This is a genomic window from Catenulispora yoronensis, from assembly GCF_039531695.1.
In the GTDB taxonomy this organism is placed as follows: Bacteria; Actinomycetota; Actinomycetes; order Streptomycetales; family Catenulisporaceae; genus Catenulispora; species Catenulispora yoronensis.
This window is the reverse complement of record NZ_BAAAQN010000034.1, coordinates 26,412-45,373: the sequence shown is the minus strand read 5'-3', so window position 1 is coordinate 45,373 and position 18,962 is coordinate 26,412. Positions and strand designations below refer to the sequence as shown.

Sequence of the window (18,962 nt, the reverse complement as noted above, 5' to 3'; positions counted from 1 at the left end):
GTTCTTGACCGATCGTTCCCCATCACCTAGCCTGATCGTCATGGGACGGCCGAAGGCGTTCGACGAAACCGACGCGGTGCTCGCGGCGGCAGCGTTGTTCGCCGATCGCGTCTACGCCGGGGTGTCCGTCGACGACCTGGTGGTCGCGCTGGGCGTGCACCGCCACAGCCTCTACCGGACCTTCGGCAGCAAGCGCGGCCTCTACCTCGCGGCGCTGCGCTGGCGCAGGGAGAACCAACTGGAGCCCGCGCTCGCCGAGACCCCTGCGACAGGCGGCCTCGAAGCGCTGAACAGAGCCTTGAACCAGGAACGCGAAGCGCTCGATCTGTTCCTCATCGCGGCAGTCGAACAGGCCTCGACCGACCCCGGGGTCGCGACGGAGGTCGGCCTGTTCTTCACGGCGCTCGACGCGGCGGTGGCCCGAGCACTCGGCGAGGACCACGCGGCCGGTTCGCCATCGGTCGCCGAGGCGACGGCGGCGATACTGGGCCACCGCCTTCGCGCCAAGGCGACCGGCCGACCCGACTGACCTGCGCCAGAAGTGCGCGACCCGGCACCGGGCGACCCGCAGTGAACACCGAAGGAGCCGACATGGCGCGTGTGACCGTCGACGGCCAGACCCTGTCCGTCGAGATCGAGGGCCTGGACAAACTCTGGGCCCTGAAAAGCAGCCTGACCATCCCGCTCGCGAACGTGCGCGGCGCGACAGTGGATCCCGGCGTGGCCAAGGACTCGAAGGGGATCCGAGCACCCGGAACCCACATCCGCGGCGTTATCACAGCGGGGACGTTCCACATCGACGGCGAGCGGATCTTCTGGGACGTCCACGACCCCGCGCAGGCCGTCGTCATCGAACTGGCCGACGAGCGATACGCCCGCCTGATCATCCAAGTGGACGACCCGGCAGCCACGGTCGCACTCATCGTCCGCGCGTTGACCGAGAGCCAGGACGAGCTCTGATCGAGGGGCTGAGCGCGCCGATTGGCTGATCATTGGTGATGGCAGCCTCGCCCCGAACCATGGTGAGCCGGGCACCGGGATCCGGCAGATCAGGTTGTGAGGCTCGTTGCATGATCGTGACCTGAGAGGCACGGCTGCGTGTCGATCCGGCCGCCCGCCCGTTCGATCTAGGAACGAACGCACCGAGACCGGTGCCGATCCTGAATCGACGGAGCCCTGAGATGACCACCACAACTACAACCGCAACCGATCCCGCACCGTACGTGCGCGTACCGCTCATGGCGTTGCTGCGAACCATCTTGGTCGCGTTGATTCTCGCCGCCGCGGCGACCGAACTGTTCGCCGCGATCGTCCGGGCCGCAGGCGTGCACCTCGCGGTGGGCGACCCCGGCGGCGACGCTTCCAGCGTCGTTCCGCTGCACCCCGGGGCGTTCGCCATATCCCTCGCGATGGTCACAATCCCGGGGGCCGGCCTCGCGGTGGCGATCAACCGCTGGTCGTCCCGCCCGGCCCGGGTCTACACCGTGGTGACCAGCGTGCTCGTCGTGGTGTCCCTGGCCGCTCCGCTGACGGCCGCGGCCACCTCGGCGGGGACCAAGTCGACGCTCGTCGTCGCCCACCTCATCGCGGCCGCCATCATCATCCCGCTGGTCGGCCGTCGCCTCGGGGGAGCGGCGAGCGAATGAGGAAGCTACTCGGCACGGCCCACGTGTACATGATCGTCGGGGTGGCGAGCGGCCTGTATTACCGGGAGCTCACCAAGACCAAGCACTTCACCGGAGAGTCGCAACTCGGTGTCGTGCACACCCATCTGCTCACCCTCGGGATGATGTTCTTCCTCATCGTCCTGGCACTGGAGAAGCTGTTCTCGCTGACATCGAGTCCGCTGTTCACGTGGTTCTTCTGGATCTACAACGTGGGTCTGGTCATCACCGTCGGCATGATGGCGCTGCACGGCACGCTCACTGTTCTCGGTCACGACGCCGGCGGCGCCATCGCCGGGATCGCCGGTGTCGGGCACATCCTGCTGACCGCCGGCCTGGTGCTGCTGTTCATCACGATCGGCAAGCGACTGCCACCAGATGCCCGACCCCGTTCCGAGCCCGCGCCCGACCCGGTCGTCGACCCGGTGCCCGAGAGTCGCTGAGGACGCCATGACCACGCTGCGGCCACTTTGGCCATAGCCCTCGACCTGCTCATCATCGCCATCGGGGCCCGGATCTTCGCGGCCCCGATCGCCGCCTTACCGGGAGAGAGCGGTACTCCTCACTCGGGCAAACTGCTCGTCGGCGTTCGCAGCGGGCGAGTACCGATTCTTCTGGACAAGCCGCCGAGTATCAGTTGGGCGATGTGCGGCGACATCCCGTTCATGGTGGCGTCGGTCACCAAGATTCGCCGGAAGTTGTTCGCGGTGAAGGTCAATCAAGCCTCCGCGAGAAAACACGTCGTCAGGGCCACCCGTTCATGGCCAATGCGGCGACCTTCTCCAGGTCCTCTCGGCTCGCACCGTCGCGGGCCGACTGTGACATGCCCTGCAACACCGACCCGATGTAGAGGGCCAGCGCCGCCACGTCAGTGTCCTGAGGCAGGATGCCCGCCTGGACATCGACTCGGATGCGCTGTTCGAACACCGCCACGTTGCCGGCGCGGATCTGTCGAAGCTGTTCGGTCACCTCGACGCTGTTGGCGTTCTCGCCCGCGCACAGCAACATGCAGCCGCGCGGGCGTCCGTCACGCGTGTGCTCCTCGGCCGCCTCGTGCAGCAGCCGCGCGAGGGACTGCTTCGCGGTGGGCTCTTGAGCCAGCGCGCGGTCCATGTACCCGCCGTAACGGTCCCCGTAAGCGTCGACCACCTCGTCGAACAGGGCCTTCTTGTCGCCGAACGCCGCGTACAGGCTCGCCGGCCCGATACCCAGGGCCTTTGTCAGGTCGCTGATAGAGGTCGCCTCATAGCCCTGCGACCAGAACAGCAGAACAGCCTGGTCCAGGGCCGCTTTCCGGTCGAAGGACCGGGGCCGGCCGCGCGTCGTACTCGCCATGCCATCATTCTAGAGCAGTCACTCCAGAATGCTGCTAGGGTTATTTCCCTAGCGATCAAGAGCGAAAAGGGGTGTGGTGTCATGGGCACACTGGCAGGCAAAGTCGCGTTGGTCACCGGGGGCAGCCGGGGCATCGGGCGGGCGATCGCCGAGCGGCTGGCGAGGCAGGGCGCCCGAGTGGGCGTGCACTACACCGCCAACGCCGACGCGGCCAAGCAAACCGTCGGCGCTATCGAGGACGCGGGCGGGACGGCCTTCGCCATCCGCGCCGAACTAGCCTGCGTCTTTCACCAGGCGAATCCGTAGGCTGACCCCCGAAACGAGGAAGTGCCCCGCCACCTGGGATGATCTTGATTGCGAAGTCGAGAACATCCAGAGAACCGGAGCACTTACCAGGTGAAGCCTATAACGTCGCGTCCGAAGCTGTCCGTGGGGACCGACGGGCGGGGCGTGGTCGCGCACGCCGGCGCCCGGCTACTGGCCGATCTGGCCGAGGCCACCGGTCTTGAGCAGGCGTTCTCGGCGGCTCTGGCCCCGTCGCGGCAGCGCAGCGGGGCGCATGATCCGGGCCGGGTGGCGGTCGATGTGGCGGTGATGCTGGCCGACGGCGGCGAGGCGATCGCGGACCTGGCAGTGCTGCGGGACCAGGGAGAGCTGTTCGGGCCGGTCGCCTCGCCGGCCACCGCCTGGCGGGTCCTGGACAGTATCGATGAGCAGGCGCTTGCCAGGTTGCGGGCGGCCCGTGCGACGGCACGGGAGGTCGCCTGGGCACAGCACGCTGACACCCGCGGCGACTTCCCGGCCGCCAAGGCCGCCGGACGCCAGATACCCGGGCTGGTTCTGGATATCGACGCCAGCATCGTGATCTGCCACTCCGAGAAGGAGGACGCCGCTCCGACCTGGAAAAAGACGTTTGGGTATCACCCGATGTTCTGCTTCCTGGATAACACCGGCGAGGCGCTGTCGGCGGTGCTTCGGCCGGGACGCGCCGGGTCGAACACCGCCGCTGACCACATCAGTGTGCTCGACGCCGGGCTCACGCAGATCCCGGACCATCTGCGGCACGGGGTCCCGATCCTGGTCCGCACCGACACCGCCGGCTGCACCAAGGCATTCCTGGCACACATCCGAAGCCTGCGGGCCACCGGGTGCGACGTGCGGTTCTCTGTCGGGGCGCCGATCGACGCCGATGTGCGCGAAGCGATCTGCACGCTGGGAGACGACGCCTGGTTCCCGGCGATCGACATTGACGCCGAGCTGCGCGACGGCGCCGAGGTCGCCGAACTAACCGGGCTGATCGACGACGACCGGTTCCCCGACGGCACCCGGTTCATCGTCCGCCGCGAACGCCCGCACCCCGGCGCGCAACTGGACCTGTTCGACACCGTCGAAGGCATGCGCCACCAGCTCATCGCCACCGACACTCCGATCGGCACCGGCCCGATCCCGTGGCTGGACGCCCGACACCGAGCCCACGCCCGCGTCGAGGACCGCATCCGGACGGGGAAGGACACCGGCTTCGGCCGCTTCCCCTCCCGCCAGCTCAACATCAACGCCGCATGGCTGGAACTCGCCCTGACCGCGATCGACCTGATCGCCTGGGCCCAGGTCCTACTGCTGGACGGCGCACTGGCCAAGGCCGAGCCGAAGAAGCTGCGCTACCGCCTGCTGCACACCGCAGCCCGCATCACCCGCGGCCAACGCCGCGTCCACCTACGCATCGCCGAAAAGTGGCCCTGGGCTGACGACCTTGCCGCCGCCTTCGCCCAACTCGCCACCCTGCCCCGGCCGCACATCTGCTGACCAGCGGCAAAGAACCCCAGCCGCCCACGACCCGAAGGAACCAGGAGACCCCGGCCACCGCGCCGGGCCACCGGCATGCCCGCACCCACCACGGCAAGCCACGCGATCAGCTCCCTGAGTCAAACGGCCGCTTGACGCTCTTGATGAAAGACCAGGGCTAGGCGTCCCGGGCGACGCCGAGGCGTTGTGGTCGGCCTTCGACGCCCACGCCGACGGGCTGGACATCCTGGTCAACAACGCGGGTATCGCGGAAATCGGCGGTATCGCCGATACATCGCCGCAGCTTTTCGACCGGATTTTCGCCGTCAACACCAGGGCGCCGTTCTTCATTGCGCAGCTCGCCCTGGGGCGACTGCGCGACGGTGGCCGCATCGTCAACGTCTCCACCAGCTACACCCTCGGCAAGACCGAGCCGCAGCTGATCGCGTACTCGATGTCGAAAGCCGGAATCGACGTGTTCACCACGACCCTCGCCAAGGAACTCGGCCCCCGCGGGATCACCGTCAACGCCGTCAACCCAGGCGCGATCGACACCGACCTCAACGCCTCATGGCTGCGCTCCGATGAAGCGGCGCGCGACGCCACGGCCGCTCGCTCACCGCTGGCCCGCGTCGGAATGCCCGACGACGTAGCCGGCGTAGTCGCATTCCTAGCCTCCGACGACGCAGGCTGGATCACCGGCCAGAGACTCGACACCACCGGCGGAGCCCTTCTCTAGACCCACTCGGTTCCGGTGACGGAAGGCTTCGGCGCTATGCGTATGTATATGTATATGTACCGGTCTCAGCGGTAGCGTTCGACGAGCGCGTCGCCGATCGAGGCCAGGTGGTCTCGCACACTCGCGGGGCCGGTGACCTCGACCCATTCGATCAGCCCGGCGAGCTCGCCGGCGAGCGTGTATTCGTCGTGGCCGCGGATCACGACCTCGATGCGGCCGTCGGGCGCGGGACCTCCCACCTTGAGGCGGCTGCCGAACCCGATCCGGAGTATGCCTATCGCGTGGGGCGTACATAGCGCCTGGAGCTCCAGGGGTGTTCGCTTGCGGTCGATCTCGTCGGCGATCTCGCGCCAGCTCGCGGCGAGATCGAAGTCCTCGGGCCGGTCCGCGGGATCGTCGGTCGGGTCGACGAACGACACGCGGTCGATCCGGAAGGTCCGCCGGCCGGTCTCGGTGTTGGAGACGAGGTACCACGACGGACCTTTGGCGACGATGCCCAGCGGGTGGACGGTTCTCTGGGTCTCGGCGCCTTTACCGTCGACGTAGCCGAGCCGCACCTGGACGCCGCGGATCACCGCGTCCTGGAGTTCGTCGAGGAAGCGAGGCGGCCGGTTCTCGACCCGACTCGACCCCCACCGTTGCGGGTCCATGACCAACGACGACGCCGCTGCCTCGGCCTGCTCCCGAAAGGTTTCCGGCAGAGCATGGACGAGCTTGCGCAGGGCCGCTTTGACGGCCGGCGTCGCAGCCGAGGCCGGGCCGGCGACCAGGAACAGGGCGCGGGCCTCGCTCGCGGTCAGTCCGGACAGGTCGGTGCGGGCGCCGCCCACCAGCCGCCAGCCGCCACCTCGGCCTTGCACGGAGTACACGGGCACCCCGGCCATGGACAGGGCGTCGAGGTCGCGGCGGGCGGTGCGCTCGGAGACCTCCAGCTCTCGGGAGACCTCTGCCGCTGTCACCTTCTCGCGCCGTTGCAGCATGAGGAGGATGGCCACCAGCCGGTCGGTTCGCATGCCGGCAAAACTCTCACAGAAACCGGTCGTGGGATGACCGGTTTCGGGCCCCAGGATGGCGCCATGACCTCAACCGATTTCCCCAAGCCCACCCTTGTCCCCGTCAATGGTGTGGAACTCGAAGTCTTCGAAGCGGGCCGAGAAAACGCGGGAAAGCCCATCGTGCTCTGCCACGGCTGGCCCGATCACGCCTTCACCTGGCGCCACCAGATGCCCGCCCTCGCCGCGGCCGGCTACCACGTCATCGCGCCGAACCAGCGGGGCTACGGCAACTCGTCCCGCCCGACCGAAGTGACGGACTACGACATCGAACACCTGTCGGGTGACCTCGTCGCACTCCTCGACCACTATGGATACGAAGACGCCACCTTCATCGGCCACGACTGGGGCGCGTTCGTCGTCTGGGGACTGACCCTGCTGCACCCCGACCGCGTCAACAAGGTGATCAACCTGAGCCTGCCGTACCAGGAGCGCGGAGAGAAGCCCTGGATCGAGTTCATGGAAGCCGTGCTTGGCGGCGACTTCTACTTCGTCCACTTCAACCGGCAGCCGGGCGTCGCGGACGCCGTGTTCGACGACAACACCTTCCAGTTCCTCCGCAACCTGTACCGGAAGAACCTGCCCCCTGCGGAGCCTCAGCCGGGCATGGCGCTGATCAATCTCGCCAGAGCGGAAACACCACTCGGCGAGCCCATCATGAGCGACAGCGAACTGGCCGTCCTCGTCTCCGCCTTCGAATCGTCGGGATTCACGGGCACCATCAACTGGTACCGGAACCTCGACCGCAACTGGCGCCTGCTGGCGGACGTGGACCCGATCATCCAGCAGCCCACCCTCATGATCTACGGCGACCGGGACGTGGTCGCGAGGTCCGAGAACCTGACCGAGTTCGTGCCCAACGCGGAAGTGGTCAGCCTGGACTGCGGTCACTGGATTCAGCAGGAAAAGCCCGAAGAAACCAACCAAGTGATTTCAAAATGGCTGGAACAGCAGGATGCACCTGGCCTCGATCTTCCCTAAGGCCGACTGAGCCGCGTGGCGACGGGGGCCTCCAGGAGCTACGGTTTGCTTTGCGACTAAGAATTCCGTAGCTTCGAAGCGGCAAGATCGACATCGACCGAGGAGTGGCGCGTGGCCAAGCTGGAGATCATTATCGCGAGCACCCGTCCCGGCAGGGTCGGCCCGACGGTCGCCCGCTGGATCGACGAGGCGGCCCGGGCGCACGGCGGGTTCGACGAGGTCGAGCTGGTCGACCTGGCCGAGGTGGCCCTGCCGTTCATGAACGAGCCGCACCATCCGCGCCTGGCCCAGTACACCCACCAGCACACCCTCGACTGGAGCGCGAAAGTCGCCGGGGCGGACGCCTTCGTGTTCGTCATGCCGGAGTACAACTACGGCTTCAACGCCGAGCTGAAGAACGCCATCGACTACCTGCACAACGAGTGGAAGTACAAGCCGGTCGGCCTGGTCAGCTATGGCGGCGTCTCCGCCGGCACCCGCGCGGCCCAGATGATCAAGCAGGTGGTGACCACGCTCAAGATGACTCCGCTGTCCGAGGCCGTCTCCATCCCGTTCGTCCACCAGTTCATCAGCGAGGAGGAGGGCCTGATCCCCAACGACGTCATGATCGGATCCGCGAAGGCCATGCTCGACGAGCTCGTGCGGATGAGCGACGCACTGCGCCCCCTGCGCACTCCGCAGTCGGCCGCGTGACATCGTGACGGATATACACACCGTCTGCGCGCGCTTCCATACCGCGATAGAACTGATCGGCAGCCGGTGGACCGGCGCGGTCTTGCGCGCGCTGTTCACCGGCCAGCATCGCTATGCCGACATCAGAGCGGCGATCCCCGGCGTGAGCGATACGATGCTGTCCCAGCGACTGCGCTCCATGCAGGAGCAGGGGCTTGTCGAGCGCCGGGTACTGGCCACGACTCCCGTGCAGGTCGAGTACCACCTCACCGAGATGGGACGCGCACTGGAACCGGTGCTGGAGGCCGTCATCGCCTGGTCGCACGACTGGATCCCAGTGCCGGACACCGGACTGACCGAAACGCTCTGAGCAGCGGCGGCCGCCGAGGGCGACGTGCGCACGGCCTGCTCGACCTTGCCACCGCAGTCGGAGTGACCTGCGGCTCGCCGCCAAGCCGACCTCCCGGGCGGGGCAGAGCGGGACAGGGCAGGGTCCAGTTTCTGTGCGATGGTGTGCGGTTTCGACGTGACGCCGGTGCGGTTTCGGCGTGACGCGGTGCGCTTTCGGCCTGACGCGGCGCGGTGAAGATAAGTGCCCTAGGGTGCGACACGCCTCTCGGCGTGCCGCACCCTACGTCGCGAAAGCTCCGAGTGGAGCAGCTTCCGCCTGCGGACTCCTACCTCCGGCCTGACCGAGGCGCGACTCCCCGGCTATCCGTTGGTGAGCCTGCCGTGAGTCAGGGCACTGTCCACTTCTGGTTGCTACCTCCGTTGCAGTCCCAGATCACAAGCTGCGTCCCGTCGGTGGTGCTGCCTCCCGGATCATCGAGGCAGCGGCCGGACGCGGGGTTGACCAGGGTGCTGTTCTGGGCCCTCCACTGTTGGTTGGTGCCGCCGTTGCAGTCCCACAGCTCGACCAAGGTGCCGTTGGCGGTGCCGCCACCGGTGATGTCCACACACCTGCCCAGGATCTGGAGCGTGCCGGTGGCGGTAACGGTCACGGACTGGGCCGCGGAGCCGTTGCACGACCAGATCTGGATCTTGGTGCCGTTGGTGGTCGAGGCGGTGTTGTCGTCCATGCACTTGCCGGCGATTCCGGAGGTGACGGGCCCGGTGGCGCCGGCCGGCGGCCCCGGCGGCTTGGCGCCGCCGTCGCCGGGATAGGACGGCGGGGCTGAGGAAGCCGCCGTGGCCCAGCCGGTGTTGGCCGCGGTGCCCAGCGTCAGGTTGAGCGTGCCGCCGCTCGTTGCGAAGGACTGCGGGAGATAGGCGTTGTTCCAGGCGGCGCCGTTGAGCGTGGCACTCTGGACGTAGGGTGCGTTGTCCGCGGCCTGCGGTGCGTTGACGCTGATCGTGCCGCCGCTGCCCAGCGTGACGGTGACGTTGGTGAACAGCGGGCTCCCCAGTGCGAGGTCCGATGTGCCTGGCGTCTCGGGGTAGAAGCCCATGGCGGACCAGACGTACCAGGCGCTCATCGTCCCCAGGTCGTCGTTGCCGACCGCCCAGTTGGCGGGGTTGTCGGGCCAGAGCTGGTCCTGGACCTGCCGCACGATCTTCTGGGTCTTCCACGGCTGCCCGACGTAGTCGTACTCCCAGGGCAGTTCGAGCGACGGCTCGTTGCCGAGGTCGGCGTGCGACCCGCCCGAACCGTGGAAGTCCGACAGCACGCTGTCCAGGTATGTCGCGTACTTGCCGTTGCCTCCCATGGCGTCGGCCAGACCGCGGACGTTGTGCGGGACCGCACCGGTGTACTGCCAGGACGTGCCCTCCACGAACTGGTCGCTGCTCGTCGGGTTGAAGCCCGAGGCCCACGAGCCGCTCGCCAGCTTCGGCTGCATGAAGCCGCTTCCGGAGTTGAAGACGTTCTTCCAGTCCTGCGCCCTGTTCGCGAACTGCGACTGGGTCGTGGCGTCACCGAGCGCGCCGGCGAACGCCGAGGTCGCGAAGTCCTGCGCGCTGTATTCCAGCAGAGTGGCCACCGAACCGTAGAAGTCATGCGGATAGCTGCCGTCCGACGGCAGGTATCCGTACCGGGTCTGGAGGTCCAGACCCATCCGGATCGGGTTGGTGGTCGTGCCCTCCTTGACCATGTCGGCCTTGGCGGCCGCGGTGTCGAAGCTCCGCGCGCCGAAGGCGTAGTAGTCCGCGACGATCGCCGGGCCCGGGTCGCCGTTCATGACTTGCGTCTCGGCCGAGTTCAGCGACCACTTGGGGAAGGCGCCGGACTGGGCGTAGTCGTTGACCAGCGACTGGGCGCTGTCACTGGCCTGCCGCGGCGCCACCAACGCCTCCAGCTGGGCCTGCGTGCGATAGATGTCCCAGCCGGAGTACGTGCCGTACTGAGCCCCCTGACTGCCCGTCACGGTGTGCACCTGATGGTCGAAGCCCCAGTACTGACCGTTGGAGTCGCTCAGCAGGTTCGGGTGCAGCAGTGCGTGGTACAGCGAGGTGTAGAACACCTTCTGCTGGTCCGAGGTGCCGCCGGTGATCGCGATCTTGCCCAGCACGTTGTTCCACGCGTTGTGCGCGGCCGTCCGGGTCCCGGTGAAGTCCCACCCGGAATTCTCCGACTGCCGGTTGCCGACGGCGTTGGCGATCGAGACGTACGACAGGCCGACCTTCGCCTGAACCACCTGGTTGCCCGTGGTGTTGAAGGTCAGCGAATCGCCGCCGCTGAACGTTCCGTTGGACGTGAACGGCTGGTCGAAGACCATGTCGAAGTACGCGGTGTAGGACGGGGCGGCCGCGCAGAACAGACCCGCGTCGACCGAGCCGCTCACCTCCGTGCTGCTCACCTTGGTGAAATGCAGATTGGTGGCCTTGTCCGCGTTCAGTTTGAACAGCAGGTTCGCCTGCGTCGTCGCGGGGAACGTGAAGCGGGCCATTCCGGAGCGGGCCGTGGTGGTCAGCTCGGTCTTCACCCCGTTGTCGAGCGTCACGGCGTAGGAGCCGGCGCTCGCCGACTCGTTGCCGTGCGAGAAGGTAACGTTCGCACCGCCGTTCACCGCACCGGTGGTCGGCAGCACCGGAATGTCGCCCATCGCGCCGCACCCGGGGCCGGACAGGTGGTTCAGGCTGAATCCGGTGATCGCGTTGTCGGTGTAGGCGTAGTCGCCGCCCGGCGGCCGGGACGTGGTGTCCGGGCTCCACTGCACCATGCCGAAAGGCGTGTCGGCACCGGGGAAGGTGTTGCCCTGGTTGGAGGTGCCGAGCAGGGGGTTGACCAGGGACGCCGGGTCGGTCACCGCCGCCGGCGTGGCGGCGTGGACGTTCGCGGCGGGTGCGGACGCCCCCAGGAGCATGAGGCTGGCCGCCAGGGGTATTCGCCATCGTTTCATCATTGCGCCTCCACAGAGGGTCGGGGTCGCGGGTCGGTTGTGGTGCCGGGTGGAGCGGTCTGGGTCTGTCGAGTCCCTGGGGAGGAGCAAGTGTGAACGTTCACATGCGACGTGAGTATTCGGCTGCCGCAGGCTTCTGTCAAGAGGGCGAGGTTCGCGGGCCCGGGCGAGGACCGACCAGGTCCACAACTCGCCGGTGACGGTGGAACCGGCGCGGGGGTCCGCGTTCGAAGCGGCGCACGATGACTCGTGCGCCGCCCGCCCTGGGGCCGTGAAGAACTTCGTCGTCAGCGCCCGAGGTCGCTCAGGAACTTGTTGGTGTACGCCAGCGGTGTCGTGCTGGGGACGGAGTTGCAGGTGGGGGAGGCCCACGTGTTGGAGCAGGGCGTGTCCCGGTCCAGTGACCAGTAGTGCAGTCCGGCCAGGCCGTTGCCGGCCGCATACGACGTGAGGGTGTCCACGTCCGCGGTGGTGAAGATCTCGCTGGTGGCGTCGTTCATGCCGATCATCGGCGTGACCGCGATCTTGCTCGCCGGGATCCCGTAGGTGTGCTCAAGGTTCTTCACGGCCTGGATCGCCGACTGCGCCATCTGGCAGGTGCCGGAGGCCACGACGCACACGCTGCTGGAGGCGTTGCCGTAGTCCATGGTCATCAGGTTGATGACGTAGTTGTTCAGGCCGGAGCCGCGCACCGCCTGGACGACCTGGTTGCCGAGCGAGTTCACGCCGCCGTAGCTGCCGTCGGAGGCGCCCAGCGTGGCCAGGGTGAAGGAGAACTGCACGTTCGGGTACTGCGCCTGTGCTCCTGCCGCGGCGGATACCAGGTTCTGGATGTCCGACGCGCTCTGGCCGCCTTCGATGTCGAAGTCGATGCCGACCAGGTTCGAGCTGGCGTAGCGGGCGATGAAGGAAGCCATACCGGCGGACGAGGCGCACGTGAAGGTTCCAGCCGCACCGCCGGTCGACACGACGTAGTTCAGGTTGGCGCTGTGCAGCTGGGGCACGTTCGCCGCGGCCCAGCTGGCGCCCGGGACGCCTCCCCAGGACTCGCTGCCGCAGGAGCCGGTGGCGAACGCGAGCGTGAGCGCGGGCAGCTTCGGGAGGTACCGGGACACCAGGCTCCCGGAACCCACCACCGGCAGGACGGACCCGGCCACGGCCGACTGCATCTGGTCGGTGTTCCAGTTCATGTTGATGGTGACGTCTTTGTACGGGCTGAAGAGAAGCCCGGTCACCGGTGTGGTGCCGCCGCCTGGCAGGGTCCAGGTTTGGTTGGCTCCGCCGTTGCAGCCCCAGAGGTCCAGTTGGGTGCCGGGGGTGGTGGCGAAGCCGGGGTCGTCCAGGCACTTGCCGGACGCCGGGTTGAGCAGCGCACCGTTGCCCTGGGCCTGCCAGACCTGGTTGCCGCCGCCGTTGCAGTCCCAGAGCTCGACGAGTGCGCCGTCGCTGACGGAGGCGCCGGTGATGTCCAGGCACTTGCCGTTGATCTGCAGGGTGCCGTTGGACCCGACCGTCCACTGCTGGGCGGGGGTGCCGTTGCAGGTGTACAGATCGGCCTTGGTGCCGTTGGCGCTGGAACCACCGAAGTCGTCCAGACACATTCCCTGGTAACCGACCACCGCTCCTGACGCGGCCGCCTCGGCGGTCGTCGCGGTCGTCGCCATCAGTCCGAAGCCGGCGGCGGTGACGGCGACGGCCATTGCTCCCAGGGATGCCCCGGCGCGCCGCCGGGCGCCTCGGACACCACGGTTTCCCAGCCGACTGGGTGGTGCGGATTTCAGATGCATGATTCGTCCTTCTTCTGTCGCGGATTCGAATGATGACGACGTCGTCGGAGGCAGCTCAGCTGTAGGTGACCAGGTTGACCGGGCCCGGGTTGGCGGAGCTGACGGCCGCGCCGGTTCCGTTGATCACCGACTGGATGCCGCCGTTGTTGTTGAGCCACACGGTCAGCAGGTCGTGGAACACCACTCCCGGCGTGACGGGTGCCTGGAACGCCTCCGAGCTCTGGATGGCCGGTCCGGCGGTGAAGTTGGAGTAGACGCCCATGCCGTAGCCCTGGAACGAGGTGACGTTGTTGGCCACATAGAACCCGGGGTAACCGTTCTGGGTGGAGCCGGCTTTCCAGGACGCCTGGTTCGGCACGTCGTACGGGTTCTCGTTCTGGAAGAAGATCACGGTGCCGCCCTGGCCGTTCCAGACGGTCTCGTACTGCTGGTAGTGCTCGACCGCGAGGCCGTAGGCCGTCACGTTGTTGCCGTTGACGGTCAGGCCGGTGGCCGCGACGTCCGAGGTCCACGAGCCGGCGCCGCTGCCGTGGTCGGCGCGCCAGGACCAGACGTCGTCCAGGATCGAGTTGTTGCTGTTGTCGATGAAGGCGTCGTTCACCGAGCCCGCGGTGGCCCCGCCGACCCGCAGGAAGACGTCGTCCACGGTCACCGGGTCGGCGGCGTGGCTCACGGTCGAGCCCGCGGTGCCGATCGTGAGCAGCGTCGGGGAGGTGACGGGGCCCGCGTCCAGGATCAGCGCGGAGATGTTGACGCCGTTGACGTCGGCCACGGTGATCGTGGTCTGGCCGGCGGTCGGGACGATCGTCGCGTAGCCCAGGCCGAGGATCTTCGTGTCGGCCTTGGTGACGTTGATCGTCTGGTTGTAGCTGTAGACCCCGGGGGTGAACAGCAGGTTGTTGCCCGCGGCCAGCGCGGCGTTGATCTGCGTGATGGTGCTGGCGGAGTTGACGACGTAGAAGGCGCTCAGCGGCAGAGAGGTGCCGGGGGTGTTGCCGTTGGCCCAGCTCGGGCCGCTGGAGTTGGTTCTCACCGAGGGGACGAACACGTTGTAGTTGCCCGAGGAGTCGGTGTACAGGTAGGGCTCCTCCTCGGTGATCGGGCTGGTGGCCAGGGTGGTGTACGGCTGGGGGCCGCCGGCGGAGACGGGGGTGGTGCTGAAGCTCTGCGCCGGGGCGCCGGGGTCGCCGCTGAACACCTGGTTCCACACGCCGTTGGTCCAGCTGCCGATGGTGGTGTTGCGCACGAGGTACTGCTGTTGGGAGCCGTTCTGCACGGTGCCGTTGAGTTCGGAGTCCGCGATGAACCCGCCGCTGGCCCAGGCCGGCGTTCCGTCGCAGTAGTCCATCAGGGTCGTGTTGCCGTTGATCGCCACCCGGCGCATCGGCGCGGCCTGCGAGGCGGCCCAGACCTCTTCACCGGCGAAGCAGCCGGTCAGGCCCGTGACGTTGATGGTCAGGTTGGAGATCGAGCGGTAGAAGTTGTTGGTGGCGTAGCACTGGGTCTGGTCGCCGTTGGTGCACTGGTTCCAGGAGTCGATCGTTCCGTTGATCACGACTTGTCCCGGGTTCTGGCCCAGGCCCTGGACGCTCTCGTAGTAGCCGATCTGGAAGTCCAGCGGATTCGCGGCCGAACCGTAGGTCCCGGGCTGGAACAGGATCTCGTACCGCTGGGTGCCGAACTGGTTCGGATTCTGCTGGGTCCCGATCGCGTTGAGCTCGCTCGCGATCGCGCTCACCGACTGGCTCGGACTGATGACGATCACGTTCGGCCCCAGGCTCCCGCCGGTACCGGTGCCGGTGGGGAGGGTCCAGATCTGGTTGGCTCCGGCGTTGCAGTCCCACAGGTCGAGCTGGGTGCCGGGGGTGGCGTTGAAGCCGGGGTCGTCCAGGCAGCGGCCGGAGACGGGGTTGAGGAGTTCGCCGTTGGGCTGGGCCTGCCAGACCTGGTTGCCGCCGCCGTTGCAGTCCCAGAGTTCGATCAGGGCGCCGTTGCCGGTGGCCGCGCCGGTGATGTCCAGGCACTTGCCGTTGATCTGCAAGGTGCCGTTGGCCGCCACGGTCCACTGCTGGGCCGGCGTGCCGTTGCACGTGTAGAGGTCGGCTTTGGTGCCGTTGGCGTTGGACGCGGCGTAGTCGTCCAGGCACAGGCCCTGATACCCGGTGATCACGCCGGATGCCGCAGCCTTTGGCGTTGTCGCGGCGGGCAGAGCAGCCTTGGCGACAGCCGTGGCGGCAGCCTGGGCGCCGGCCGCCGTGATCGCGACGGCCGCCAGGCTCGTGGCGGCCAGGGCGAGTGCGCCGATGAGTGCGCCGACGAGCGCGCCGACCCGGTGCCGGGCGCGACGGCGCGGGGTGTCTTTGAATCTCATGGAAGAGTCCTTCACAGTCGGTTTCTTGCACGTCTCAGGGATGGGCGGATGGAGGTAAGGCCGCGTCCGGGGAGGTCTCCCGTCGGCATCAGGGCAGGCGTGTACCGGCCCCGGCGTCGACCCGGTGACCGGTGACCGGTTGATTGGTGACCGGTTGATTGGTGACGACGGGAGCTGATCGCGGATCCACCGTCCGGCGGCACGCGGGCGCGGCGAAGCCCGGCGGCGGCCGTGTGGGAGGCAGCGTCCAGGATCCGATCGCAGGGCTGGTACGCCACCTGTTCGGGTTCGCCGACGTCGGTACGGACCAGCACCCACCGTCGTCCGCCACGGCGGTGGCAGATGCGGGTGAGTCTGTGTTCTGATACCGGCCGGGCCGCGCAGCCGAGGAGAGTACGGGCAGTGAGGGCTGTCCCGAACCGTCGTGCCGAGGGCGTCTCCGTTGGTGTTCGAACCATGACGGAAACGTTTCCGCAATTGTGCGTCCCGACTTTGAGGCCGTCAAGACCGCGGGATGCCAGTGCTCGTCGTAGCGTCGGCGGGGCCTCATTCGCACGCATCGGACCATGGCCATGGCCTGGCGGACCACCTCGAACATAAATCAACAGGACGCCGTTGACTCTTCTGCGTCACGCGCCGCAACTTCTTGCGCACGCCTTGCGTCTGCCCGCGACGCTCGCCGGATCCGACGGGTTAGCAGGTCAAGCTTGTATAAGAGTTTCGGGAAGTGGTCTACCGGGTGCTGTATGCCGGCTTGACTGCGGCCACCGCAGCATACGGCGCACGCTGCCGCGTGCCGGTCGACGCCAAGCGGACGACAGGCTTGCGATTGGTTGCGTTGTTTTACGTTCGTTTTGCTTGACGGCCCCTTGGGCGCGGTGTTCACTGAGCCACGGACGCGGCAGGCATCAGGCCGCTGATGCCGGTCCGGGTGCGGCCGAGCGGCGTCCGTTCGGATCCGCCTCTCGCCGGCTTCGGCGGGCTGCGGGACACGGGGCCCATCACCTGTGGCGCATGGTTCGCGACCCCGCGGACACCCGCCACAACCCTGTCATCCAGTGGTGTGTCAGCGCCCTGCCCAACATCCCGAACGGATGGAACATTGAAGATTCCCCTGCCCAGATTGCTTGCGCTCGCCGCAGCCGCCGCGTTCGCGGTCGGGATCCCGGCCACCGCGCAGGCTGTCGCGCCCGCCGCCGGCCACACCGCACCGGTCGCAACCGCACCAGTCGCAACCACACCGGTCGCCCAGGCAGACACGCGACGCGCGTGCTCGGTGCCGCTGCACCCCGGCGCCCCCATCTGTTTCGCCCAGGTGCGCACCGACGTCGCCGCGGTGCACGCCGACGCCCTGAGCCCGAACGCCACCCCGAACGCCACCCCGTCCGGCTACGGCCCCTCCGGCCTGCTCGCCGCCTACAATCTGGCCTCGGCCGCCGCGTCGCGTGGCGGCGGACAGACGGTGGCCGTCACAGAGCTCGCCGACGACCCGCGCCTGGAGTCCGACCTGGGGACCTATCGCGCCCAGTTCGGCCTTCCGGCCTGTACGACCGCGAACGGCTGCTTCCGCAAGGTCAACCAGAGCGGGCAGCAGGGCCCGTACCCAGGTGGCGACACCGGCTGGGGCACCGAGGCGTCGCTGGACATCGACATGATCTCCGCGATCTGCCCACAGTGCCACATCCTCGTAGTGGAAGCGGGCGACCTCGGCGCCGCGCAGAACACCGCGGTGTCCTTGGGTGCCCACTACATATCCAACAGCTGGGGCACCGGGGACAACTCCGGTGACGCCGGCGGCGACGGGAACTTCAACCACGTCGGCGTCGTGGAGGTCGCCAGCTCCGGCGACGACGGCTACGGGGTGAGCTACCCGGCGTCCTCGCGCTACGTCGTCGCCGCGGGCGGCACCACCTTGCGCCAGAACTCCGGGACATCGCGCGGCTGGACCGAGACAGCGTGGTCCGGGTCCGGCTCAGGCTGCTCGTCGTGGGCTGCGAAGCCCTCATGGCAGCACGACACCGGCTGCGGCAACCGTACCGTCGCGGATGTCTCGGCAGTCGCCGACCCCGGCACCGGCGTGGCGGTCTACGACACCTACGGCAACGGCGGCTGGCTCGTCGTCGGCGGAACCAGCGCTTCCTCCCCGATCATCGCCTCGGTCTACGCCCTGGCCGGGACGCCCTCGGCCACCGCGGCAGCGAGCCTGTACGCGAACACCGGCAGCCTGTACGACGTGACCTCCGGCTCCAACGGTTCCTGCAACCCGGGATACGTGTGCACCGCGGGCTCCGGCTACGACGGGCCCACCGGCCTGGGCACCCCCAACGGCCTGGGAGCCTTCAACGGCACCGGCGGCACCGGCGGCACCAGGACCGGCCCCGTCACCTCCGGAATCGCCGGCAAGTGCCTGGACGATTTCGCGGGGTCCAACGCCAACGGCACGAAGGCTGATCTGTACTCCTGCAACGGCACCGGCGCGCAGCAGTGGACCGTGGCATCGAACGGCACGCTCCAGATCAACGGCAAATGCCTGGACATCACCGGCGCCGCGACCACCAACGGAGCGCTGATCGAGCTGTGGGACTGCAACGGCGGCGGCAACCAGCAGTGGGTCGCCCAGAACGGCGCCCTGCTCAATCCGGCCTCCGGCCGCTGCCTGGACGATCCCGGCTTCTCCACCACCGACGGCACCCAACTCGACCTCTGGGACTGCAACGGCGGCGTCAACCAGAAATGGACCACACCCTGAACGAATACCCAGCGGCCGGCGCGGCGTCGAGCTCATGCGGCGGGCGGCGGGCATGACGTCGGCCTGAATTCATGAGGGCGTGCCCCGGCCCGGTCGGTCGGGGCACCTCTCGTCGCTCCCAGGGACCGCGGCGGTCCTGAGCGAATGCCTATGCTGCATCACATACGAGACTGCTATTCCGTGCGCGTGTCGTAGGCGTCCTGCGCGTTGCTGATCTCATCGACGTTCTCCAGCGCCCGCGCACGGTCACGGTCACGGTGAGCATCCGCTGACTGATCCCGGGGACAGCCGCCTTGATCTCGGTGAACCGCCGGGTCCCGGCGCCGAGCTCGTTGATGACGGCCAGGGACCACTTGTCGCCGATCCGGTCCAGGACGTCACGGATCCGGCACAGGGCCTCGTCGCGGATCAACACCCTGCCGCCGATCGGAGTCCACGGTACCCAAAACTGGGGCCTTCGCGTCCGCCGTCTCGGACGAGCGGCTCCGAACA

At 67.9% G+C, this 18,962-nt stretch carries 15 protein-coding genes and 3 pseudogenes; 11 read left to right on the top strand and 7 right to left on the bottom strand.

What is annotated here, in order from left to right; translation table 11 throughout:
• Nucleotides 1-40: 40 nt before the first annotated feature.
• From ABD481_RS25535 to ABD481_RS25520, 4 genes are all read left to right on the top strand, one after another.
• Nucleotides 41-529 carry a TetR/AcrR family transcriptional regulator gene (locus tag ABD481_RS25535; RefSeq protein ID WP_344668283.1) on the top strand — a complete coding sequence of 163 codons (489 nt, stop codon included), beginning with the start codon at nt 41-43 and terminating at the stop codon, nt 527-529.
• 62 nt (nt 530-591) lie between these two features.
• Nucleotides 592-960, top strand: coding sequence for a hypothetical protein (locus ABD481_RS25530; protein ID WP_344668282.1), 369 nt, complete (start codon nt 592-594; stop codon nt 958-960).
• A gap of 221 nt (nt 961-1,181) precedes the next feature.
• Nucleotides 1,182-1,646: a DUF6069 family protein gene (locus tag ABD481_RS25525; protein WP_344668281.1), complete on the top strand. Its 465-nt coding sequence runs from the start codon at nt 1,182-1,184 to the stop codon at nt 1,644-1,646.
• Nucleotides 1,643-2,107 (top strand): DUF2871 domain-containing protein, encoded by a 465-nt coding sequence (locus tag ABD481_RS25520; RefSeq protein ID WP_344668280.1) that lies wholly within the window; start codon nt 1,643-1,645, stop codon nt 2,105-2,107. The genes ABD481_RS25525 and ABD481_RS25520 overlap by 4 nt, the downstream gene beginning before the upstream one ends.
• 119 nt (nt 2,108-2,226) lie before the next feature.
• On the opposite strand, the gene ABD481_RS25515 is transcribed toward ABD481_RS25520, so the two are convergent.
• Nucleotides 2,227-2,382: a hypothetical protein gene (locus ABD481_RS25515; RefSeq protein ID WP_344668279.1), complete on the bottom strand. Its 156-nt coding sequence runs from the start codon at nt 2,380-2,382 to the stop codon at nt 2,227-2,229.
• Between the two features lie 26 nt (nt 2,383-2,408).
• The gene (locus ABD481_RS25510) at nt 2,409-2,999 is read right to left on the bottom strand and encodes a TetR/AcrR family transcriptional regulator (protein WP_344668278.1); all 591 of its coding nucleotides are present in this window, start codon (nt 2,997-2,999) and stop codon (nt 2,409-2,411) included.
• An 81-nt stretch (nt 3,000-3,080) separates the two neighbouring features.
• On the opposite strand from ABD481_RS25510, the pseudogene ABD481_RS25505 reads away from it, so the two are divergent.
• The 3 genes and pseudogenes from ABD481_RS25505 to ABD481_RS25495 form a co-directional block, all read left to right on the top strand.
• A pseudogene (locus ABD481_RS25505) lies at nt 3,081-3,275 on the top strand (SDR family NAD(P)-dependent oxidoreductase); the annotation flags it as partial.
• Between the two features lie 120 nt (nt 3,276-3,395).
• Entirely contained in the window at nt 3,396-4,802 is a 1,407-nt protein-coding gene (locus ABD481_RS25500; RefSeq protein ID WP_344668277.1) for an IS1380 family transposase, read from the top strand.
• 181 nt (nt 4,803-4,983) lie between these two features.
• Nucleotides 4,984-5,520, top strand: a pseudogene (locus ABD481_RS25495) (SDR family oxidoreductase); the annotation flags it as partial.
• A 65-nt stretch (nt 5,521-5,585) separates the two neighbouring features.
• On the opposite strand, the gene ABD481_RS25490 reads toward ABD481_RS25495, so the two are convergent.
• Nucleotides 5,586-6,533, bottom strand: a complete 948-nt coding sequence (locus tag ABD481_RS25490; RefSeq protein ID WP_344668276.1) for a helix-turn-helix transcriptional regulator — start codon at nt 6,531-6,533, stop codon at nt 5,586-5,588.
• A 63-nt stretch (nt 6,534-6,596) separates the two neighbouring features.
• Between ABD481_RS25490 and ABD481_RS25485 the strand changes: the two genes are divergently transcribed.
• The 3 genes from ABD481_RS25485 to ABD481_RS25475 all read left to right on the top strand — a co-directional run bounded on the left by ABD481_RS25485 (nt 6,597) and on the right by ABD481_RS25475 (nt 8,595).
• Nucleotides 6,597-7,553, top strand: coding sequence for an alpha/beta fold hydrolase (locus tag ABD481_RS25485; protein ID WP_344668275.1), 957 nt, complete (start codon nt 6,597-6,599; stop codon nt 7,551-7,553).
• Nucleotides 7,554-7,664: 111 nt separating this feature from the next.
• Entirely contained in the window at nt 7,665-8,246 is a 582-nt protein-coding gene (locus ABD481_RS25480; RefSeq protein WP_344668274.1) for an NADPH-dependent FMN reductase, read from the top strand.
• 4 nt (nt 8,247-8,250) lie between these two features.
• The gene (locus ABD481_RS25475) at nt 8,251-8,595 is read left to right on the top strand and encodes a winged helix-turn-helix transcriptional regulator (RefSeq protein WP_344668273.1); all 345 of its coding nucleotides are present in this window, start codon (nt 8,251-8,253) and stop codon (nt 8,593-8,595) included.
• Between the two features lie 367 nt (nt 8,596-8,962).
• Here the strand turns inward: ABD481_RS25475 and ABD481_RS25470 are convergent, their stop codons facing one another.
• The 3 genes from ABD481_RS25470 to ABD481_RS25460 form a co-directional block, all read right to left on the bottom strand.
• Entirely contained in the window at nt 8,963-11,566 is a 2,604-nt protein-coding gene (locus tag ABD481_RS25470) for a lectin (RefSeq protein WP_344668272.1), read from the bottom strand.
• Nucleotides 11,567-11,850: 284 nt separating this feature from the next.
• Nucleotides 11,851-13,263 carry a ricin-type beta-trefoil lectin domain protein gene (locus tag ABD481_RS25465; RefSeq protein ID WP_344668271.1) on the bottom strand — a complete coding sequence of 471 codons (1,413 nt, stop codon included), beginning with the start codon at nt 13,261-13,263 and terminating at the stop codon, nt 11,851-11,853.
• Nucleotides 13,264-13,405: 142 nt separating this feature from the next.
• A complete protein-coding gene (locus ABD481_RS25460; protein WP_344668270.1) occupies nt 13,406-15,721 on the bottom strand; it encodes a ricin-type beta-trefoil lectin domain protein in 2,316 nt (771 codons plus the stop codon).
• A gap of 1,123 nt (nt 15,722-16,844) precedes the next feature.
• Here ABD481_RS25460 and ABD481_RS25455 point away from each other — a divergent pair.
• Entirely contained in the window at nt 16,845-18,470 is a 1,626-nt protein-coding gene (locus tag ABD481_RS25455; protein WP_344668269.1) for a ricin-type beta-trefoil lectin domain protein, read from the top strand.
• Between the two features lie 247 nt (nt 18,471-18,717).
• On the opposite strand, the pseudogene ABD481_RS25450 reads toward ABD481_RS25455, so the two are convergent.
• A pseudogene (locus ABD481_RS25450) lies at nt 18,718-18,897 on the bottom strand (winged helix-turn-helix transcriptional regulator); the annotation flags it as partial.
• Between the last annotated feature and the right edge of the window lie 65 nt (nt 18,898-18,962).

What these genes read in the sequence shown, in the direction of transcription:
- ABD481_RS25460 (WP_344668270.1), bottom strand. Translation starts at nt 15,721, where the DNA reads ATGAGATTCAAAGACACCCCGCGCCGTCGCGCCCGGCACCGGGTCGGC.
- ABD481_RS25525 (WP_344668281.1), top strand. Translation starts at nt 1,182, where the DNA reads ATGACCACCACAACTACAACCGCAACCGATCCCGCACCGTACGTGCGC.
- ABD481_RS25535 (WP_344668283.1), top strand. Translation starts at nt 41, where the DNA reads ATGGGACGGCCGAAGGCGTTCGACGAAACCGACGCGGTGCTCGCGGCG.
- ABD481_RS25465 (WP_344668271.1), bottom strand. Translation starts at nt 13,263, where the DNA reads ATGGCCGTCGCCGTCACCGCCGCCGGCTTCGGACTGATGGCGACGACC.
- ABD481_RS25485 (WP_344668275.1), top strand. Translation starts at nt 6,597, where the DNA reads ATGACCTCAACCGATTTCCCCAAGCCCACCCTTGTCCCCGTCAATGGT.
- ABD481_RS25470 (WP_344668272.1), bottom strand. Translation starts at nt 11,566, where the DNA reads ATGATGAAACGATGGCGAATACCCCTGGCGGCCAGCCTCATGCTCCTG.
- ABD481_RS25530 (WP_344668282.1), top strand. Translation starts at nt 592, where the DNA reads ATGGCGCGTGTGACCGTCGACGGCCAGACCCTGTCCGTCGAGATCGAG.
- ABD481_RS25510 (WP_344668278.1), bottom strand. Translation starts at nt 2,999, where the DNA reads ATGGCGAGTACGACGCGCGGCCGGCCCCGGTCCTTCGACCGGAAAGCG.
- ABD481_RS25520 (WP_344668280.1), top strand. Translation starts at nt 1,643, where the DNA reads ATGAGGAAGCTACTCGGCACGGCCCACGTGTACATGATCGTCGGGGTG.
- ABD481_RS25490 (WP_344668276.1), bottom strand. Translation starts at nt 6,533, where the DNA reads ATGCGAACCGACCGGCTGGTGGCCATCCTCCTCATGCTGCAACGGCGC.